The following is a 5,728-nucleotide window of genomic DNA, read 5'->3' as shown; positions in this document are numbered from 1 at the left end:
ATAGTTTGAAAAATTTATATTGCCACTTAATAATTTATATTTAAATAGCTGGAAAAAGTTTTGTGAAACATCATTTCCCTTTTCTTGTAGAGCTACATAAGTATTTTCAGGGACTAAATTTTTTAATTCAGAAAAATTTTTGTTGTTAGATATATTTCTTATAGTTGAAGCAGAAGCAAATCCATCTACTATTATTTCTGAAGAATGTCCCACATTTTTTCTTGGTATAGAAAAAGGAATTATTTCGGAATTAAATTTTTTAAGAGCTTTTACATATTCTATACCTAAAATATTATTAGGTTTATTCATTATTTCAAATTCTGTATCAGAAAGATTTTTATATGAGAGTTGCTTAGCTTTTATAAATGAATAACCTTTTGATAAATTAGTTGCCAATGCTTTGTCATCTATATATTCAGTTTTAGAAGCTACATCCACTATGTCTGAAAGTGAATTTTCAGAGCCAAAACATAATGTATCTACAATATTTAAACTATTTAAAATTGATATAGCTCCTTCGGAAAATATTTGTGCATTGGATGTGCAATATATTGTAGGTAGTTCTAAGACTAAATCAGCTCCATTTTCAATAGCTAATCTGGATCTTGTAAATTTATCCAATATTGCCGGAGTTCCTCTTTGAGTGAATGAAGATGACATTATAACTATTGTATAATCTGAGTTAATTGATTTTATTTGGTACAAGTGTCCATTGTGGAATGGGTTATATTCAGCTATTATTGCTTTTATAGACATTTTTTAGACCTTTCTTTAATTAGTTTTTTCACAATGTTTTAATCTATGATATAATAAAATGAGTCAAATGTACAAAGATATTATATTTAGGAGGAAAAAATGAAAATCTTAGTAATAAACTGTGGATCTTCTTCTTTGAAATACCAATTAATTGATATGGACGGAGAAAAATTAATGGCAAAGGGCCTTGTTGAAAGAATTGGTATAGAAGGTTCGAGAGTTAAGCACGAGACAATAGGTAAAGATAAAGAAATTATAGAACAACCATTAAAAGATCACAAAGATGCTCTTAAAATTGTTATGGAGTCAATTGTTAACGAAAATTATGGTGCATTAAGTTCATTAGATGAAATAGGCGCAGTTGGACACAGAGTAGTACATGGTGGAGAAGACTTTGCTGAGTCTGTAGTGATTACAGAAGAAGTTATGAAGGCTATAGAAGCTAATGTTGAGGTAGCTCCTCTTCATAATCCTCCAAATATAATGGGAATTGAAGCTGTATCTGCACTACTTCCAAATGTTAAGCAAGTAGCTGTATTTGATACTGCATTCCATCAAACAATGCCATCTAAGAACTATATATATGCTATTCCTTATGAAGAATATGAATCATATAAAATTAGAAGATATGGTTTCCACGGAACATCTCATAAATATGTAACTCAAAGAGCTGCAGAAATGTTAGGAAAGAGCGTTGATGAAATTAATCTTATCACTTGCCATCTCGGAAATGGAGCTAGTATAACAGCTGTAAAAGGTGGAAAGAGTTATGATACAACTATGGGTTTTACGCCTCTTGAAGGACTTCCAATGGGAACAAGAAGTGGAAATATCGACCCGGCAATAGTTACTTTTTTAATGTCTAAGAAGAACATTTCAGCTGAAGAAGTAGATAAAATTATAAATAAAGAATCAGGTGTTCTTGGAATTAGCGGAGTTTCTTCTGACTTTAGAGATATAGAAGAAGCTGCTGATGCTGGAAATGAAAGAGCTAAATTAGCACTTGATGTATATGAAACAAGTGTAGCTAAATTTGCAGCAAGCTATATGAGTCACTTTGATTCTCTTGAAAGCCTTGATGGAATAGTATTTACAGCAGGACTTGGAGAAAATTCTCCGGAAACTAGAGAACATGTTTGTGAAAAGCTTAAAGCTTTTGGTATTGAAATAGACAAAGATGAAAATAAAATGAGGGGGGAAGAAAAAATCGTATCTACTCCAAACTCTAAAATAAAAATAATGGTAATACCTACAAATGAAGAGCTTATGATTGCAAGAGATACTGAATTACTTGTAAAATAATTGTTTTTAAGTGTATAAAATTTAATAGTATTTATTTAGAATTTATGTGTAGTTATCAATGATTTGGTCTAAATTAGACTTGACTAAATCTAGATTTCAAGATATAATTACCTGTATGAAATTTTGAGGTGATTTATGAGGCTTAATTTAAAAGATTTTCTCAAAAGTCCGGATCAAAATTTAAACTTTGAAGGGCAAATAGAAAAAAACGAAACAGAATATGTCATAGATGGCTTGAATATAAACTTCCCTATAAAATATAGTGGAGTTGTAACTAAGTTGGGTGATAATTTCAAGTTAGATTTAACGGTAAATTATTCATTTGACACTAACTGTGACAGATGCCTAAAACCAATGAAAGAAATTGTAGATTCAACTTTTGAAGCTTATTCATTTGAAGAAGACTTGATAGATGAATCTGATTCACAGTTTTTTCAAGTTGAAAATGATGAAATATATTTGGATGACTTAGTTATCTCTCAAGTGATAACATCAATTCCTTTAAAGAGTCTTTGTAAAGAGGATTGTAAGGGGTTGTGCCCAAAGTGTGGAGTGGATTTAAATTTTCATGAGTGTGATTGTTCACAAGATGAGCAAGTAGATTTACGATTTGAAAAACTGCTAAATTTATTTAATGATGAGGAGGTGTAAAAATGGCAGTACCTAAGAGAAAAACTTCAAAGCAAAGAAGAAACAAGAGAAGAGCATCTTCTTATAGATTAAATAAAGTAACTATAGTAGAATGTCCAAACTGTCACGAGGCAATGATGCCGCACAGAGTTTGTCCAAGCTGTGGATATTATGACGGAAAAGAAGTGCTTGTAACAGAGTAATAATCATGATAAAGAAAACTTCCCTGTGTAGGGGAGTTTTTTGTATGTAAAAATAAATATTAACTTATTATACATAGTATAGTTTATATTAAAACCTTTAATAATATGTGGTAAAATTAGAATAGTAAATTAAGGAGGGTAAAGATGTCAGGACATTCTAAATGGCATAATATAAAGCAAAAAAAAGGTAAAGAAGATGCCAAGAGAGGTAGAATATTTACAAAACTTGGAAAATATATAATGGTAGCAGTTAAGGAGGGTGGTCCGGATCCTGACTATAATCCACAATTAAAAGTTGCTATTGATAAAGCGAAGGCTGAGAATATGCCTAATGATAATATTGAAAGAGCAATTAAAAAAGGTTCTGGAGAAGATAGTGCTGAAAGCTTTGAAGAAATTACTTATGAAGGCTACGGCCCAAGTGGAATTGCAGTATTAGTAAACTGCTTAACTGATAATAGAAATAGAACAGCTCCAGATATTAGACATGCTTTTGATAAGTATGGTGGAAATTTAGGAACTCCTGGTAGTGTATCATTTATGTTTGATAAAAAGGGACAGATAGTTGTCTTATCGGATAATATAGATGGTGATGAGTTGATGATGGTGGCAATTGATGCTGGTGCAGAAGATGTTGTTGAAGAAGAAGATGCTTATGAAATAATAACTGCAGTTGAAGACTATCATAAAGTTAGAAGTGCTCTTGAAGAAGCGGGATATGATTTCGTTCAATCAGATATAACTTATATTCCTCAAAATTATAGTACACTTACAAATCCAGACGATATAAAGAATATGGAAAAGATGATAGATGTACTAGAAGATAATGATGATGTTCAAGAAGTTTACACTAACTGGGATAGACCTGAAGAAGAATAATTAGATTTATTTTGTAATTATTGGGTACTTGTTTAAAGACAGTACTTTTATGATAAAAAGCTTGTTACAGAGCTTGTAATAAGTTTTAAAAACATTAGATTAGTTAGTTAAGAATTGTGTTTAAAGAATGAATGGAGATGAATTTATGAATTTAAATAAGTATATTGACCACACATTGTTAAAGCCAGAGGCTCCAAAAGAAGCAGTTTTAAAGTTAATTGAAGAAGCTAAGCAATATGATTTTTGCTCAGTATGTATAAATCCAGCTTGGGTATCTTTAGCAGCTAAAGAACTTGAAAATACTGATGTAAAAGTTTGTACTGTAATAGGTTTTGACCTAGGAGCTACTACAACAGCTTCAAAGGTATTTGAAACAGCTGATGCAGTTAAAAATGGTGCAGATGAAGTTGATATGGTAATCAATGTAGGTTTCTTAAAATCAAAAGAATATGATTTAGTTAAAGAAGATATAGCAGAAGTTGTGAAAGCGGCTAATGGAAAGACAGTAAAAGTAATTATTGAAACTTGTCTTCTAACAAAAGAAGAAATTGTAAAAGTTTGTCAATTAGCTAAAGAAGCCGGGGCAGATTTTGTAAAAACTTCTACAGGATTTAATTCAGGCGGAGCAACTGTTGAAGATGTTAAACTTATGAAAGAAACGGTTGGAGAAATGTACGTTAAAGCCTCAGGTGGTATAAGAGATTTAGATACAGCATTGAAAATGATAGAAGCTGGAGCAGATAGATTAGGTGTAAGTGCGGGTATTCAAATTATAGAAGAATATAGGGCAAGAAATGCAAATTAACCCTGTAGCTTTTAGTATCTTCGGAATAGATGTAATGTGGTATGGCATATTAATAGCGACTGGTGCTTTACTTGCCATAACCATAGCTAATAAACTGGGTAAGAGAGAGGGCTTTAAAGACGACATAATATATGACTATGCTATGTCTGCTCTATTACTTGGAATCATAGGAGCTAGAGCGTACTATGTAATTTTTAATTTAGACTATTATTTACAAAACCCTTCAGAAATTATAGCTATAAGAAATGGTGGACTTGCAATTTACGGTGGTATAATTACCGGAATAGTGGTTGGAATATTTTATAGTAAAATAAAGGGTGTAAAGTTTTTTAAATTGGCAGATGTTATAGCCCCTGGATTAGCTCTTGCACAAGGTATTGGAAGATGGGGGAATTTTGTAAATCAAGAAGCTCATGGTGCGCCAACAGATGTTCCATGGGGAATTATGATTGATGGAGTTAAAGTACACCCAACTTTTCTATATGAGTCCATATTAGATGTGGGAATTTTTATATTTTTATATTTTTTCCTATATGACAAAAAGAAATTTGATGGTCAAATTTTTGCAACGTACGGAATCATCTATGGGCTTGGGAGATTTGTAATAGAGGGAATGAGAACAGACTCTCTGTATTTTATGGGAATGAGAGTTTCACAAATAGTTAGCTTGTTAATAGTTGCTACATCAATTTTATTTATTGTTTATTCAAAGAGAAAGGCTAAATGACCTTTCTCTTTTTTTCGATTCAAAGATGGTATAATATAAACATGAAGATTTTAATTTTATTAATATTTATTTATCTATATTTTCAAGTGGCAAAAATAAAAATAAAAGAGATAAATATAAAGAGTGAGAAAATAAATAATTTTAAGTTTGTACAAATTTCAGATTTTCATGATAATAGATTGATTAGTTTAAAGAAGTTAGAAAAAAGTATTTGTGAGTTTAATCCTGAAGTTGTATTTCTAACAGGAGATATAATTTCAAGAAATACCACAAATACCGAAAGAGTTGAAAAATTATTTGAAATTGTTTCAAAATACAAATGCTTTTTTGTATCAGGTAATCATGAATTTGAAAATAATTTATTTAATATAGACAATCTATTAGAAAAATATGGGATTTTAAATTTAAAAAATAGTTCATATTCAT

At 30.6% G+C, this 5,728-nt stretch carries 8 protein-coding genes; 7 read left to right on the top strand and 1 reads right to left on the bottom strand.

The genetic code is table 11. The annotated features are described in order from the left end of the window. Nucleotides 1-756: nucleotidyltransferase family protein (locus tag SOR77_RS02415; protein ID WP_320635606.1), on the bottom strand; the 756-nt coding region annotated here is incomplete at its 3' end. Nucleotides 757-855: 99 nt separating this feature from the next. Between SOR77_RS02415 and SOR77_RS02410 the strand changes: the two genes are divergently transcribed. The 7 genes from SOR77_RS02410 to SOR77_RS02380 all read left to right on the top strand — a co-directional run. Further along, complete coding sequence (locus SOR77_RS02410; protein ID WP_320635605.1) at nt 856-2,058, top strand: acetate kinase; 1,203 nt, start codon at nt 856-858, stop codon at nt 2,056-2,058. A 135-nt stretch (nt 2,059-2,193) separates the two neighbouring features. Continuing rightward, the gene (locus SOR77_RS02405; protein ID WP_320635604.1) at nt 2,194-2,709 is read left to right on the top strand and encodes a DUF177 domain-containing protein; all 516 of its coding nucleotides are present in this window, start codon (nt 2,194-2,196) and stop codon (nt 2,707-2,709) included. A gap of 2 nt (nt 2,710-2,711) precedes the next feature. Next, the gene (gene rpmF, locus SOR77_RS02400) at nt 2,712-2,891 is read left to right on the top strand and encodes a 50S ribosomal protein L32 (protein WP_004822430.1); all 180 of its coding nucleotides are present in this window, start codon (nt 2,712-2,714) and stop codon (nt 2,889-2,891) included. A gap of 144 nt (nt 2,892-3,035) precedes the next feature. Continuing rightward, entirely contained in the window at nt 3,036-3,770 is a 735-nt protein-coding gene (locus SOR77_RS02395) for a YebC/PmpR family DNA-binding transcriptional regulator (RefSeq protein WP_320635603.1), read from the top strand. A gap of 145 nt (nt 3,771-3,915) precedes the next feature. Further along, complete coding sequence (gene deoC / locus SOR77_RS02390; RefSeq protein WP_040552881.1) at nt 3,916-4,575, top strand: deoxyribose-phosphate aldolase; 660 nt, start codon at nt 3,916-3,918, stop codon at nt 4,573-4,575. Then, nucleotides 4,565-5,302, top strand: a complete 738-nt coding sequence (lgt, locus tag SOR77_RS02385) for a prolipoprotein diacylglyceryl transferase (protein WP_320635602.1) — start codon at nt 4,565-4,567, stop codon at nt 5,300-5,302. Before deoC ends, lgt begins: the two co-directional genes overlap by 11 nt. Before the next feature lie 86 nt (nt 5,303-5,388). Continuing rightward, on the top strand, nt 5,389-5,728 hold a 340-nt coding region (locus SOR77_RS02380; RefSeq protein WP_320635601.1), incomplete at its 3' end, for a metallophosphoesterase.

Source organism: Peptoniphilus sp., from assembly GCF_034090345.1.
Lineage (GTDB): Bacteria > Bacillota > Clostridia > Tissierellales > Peptoniphilaceae > Peptoniphilus.
This window is presented reverse-complemented; position numbering and strand designations above follow the sequence as displayed.

Excerpts from the sequence above, each read along its gene's own strand:
- SOR77_RS02395 (WP_320635603.1), top strand. The coding sequence starts at position 3,036 with ATGTCAGGACATTCTAAATGGCATAATATAAAGCAAAAAAAAGGTAAA.
- SOR77_RS02405 (WP_320635604.1), top strand. The coding sequence starts at position 2,194 with ATGAGGCTTAATTTAAAAGATTTTCTCAAAAGTCCGGATCAAAATTTA.
- lgt (WP_320635602.1), top strand. The coding sequence starts at position 4,565 with ATGCAAATTAACCCTGTAGCTTTTAGTATCTTCGGAATAGATGTAATG.
- SOR77_RS02410 (WP_320635605.1), top strand. The coding sequence starts at position 856 with ATGAAAATCTTAGTAATAAACTGTGGATCTTCTTCTTTGAAATACCAA.
- rpmF (WP_004822430.1), top strand. The coding sequence starts at position 2,712 with ATGGCAGTACCTAAGAGAAAAACTTCAAAGCAAAGAAGAAACAAGAGA.
- deoC (WP_040552881.1), top strand. The coding sequence starts at position 3,916 with ATGAATTTAAATAAGTATATTGACCACACATTGTTAAAGCCAGAGGCT.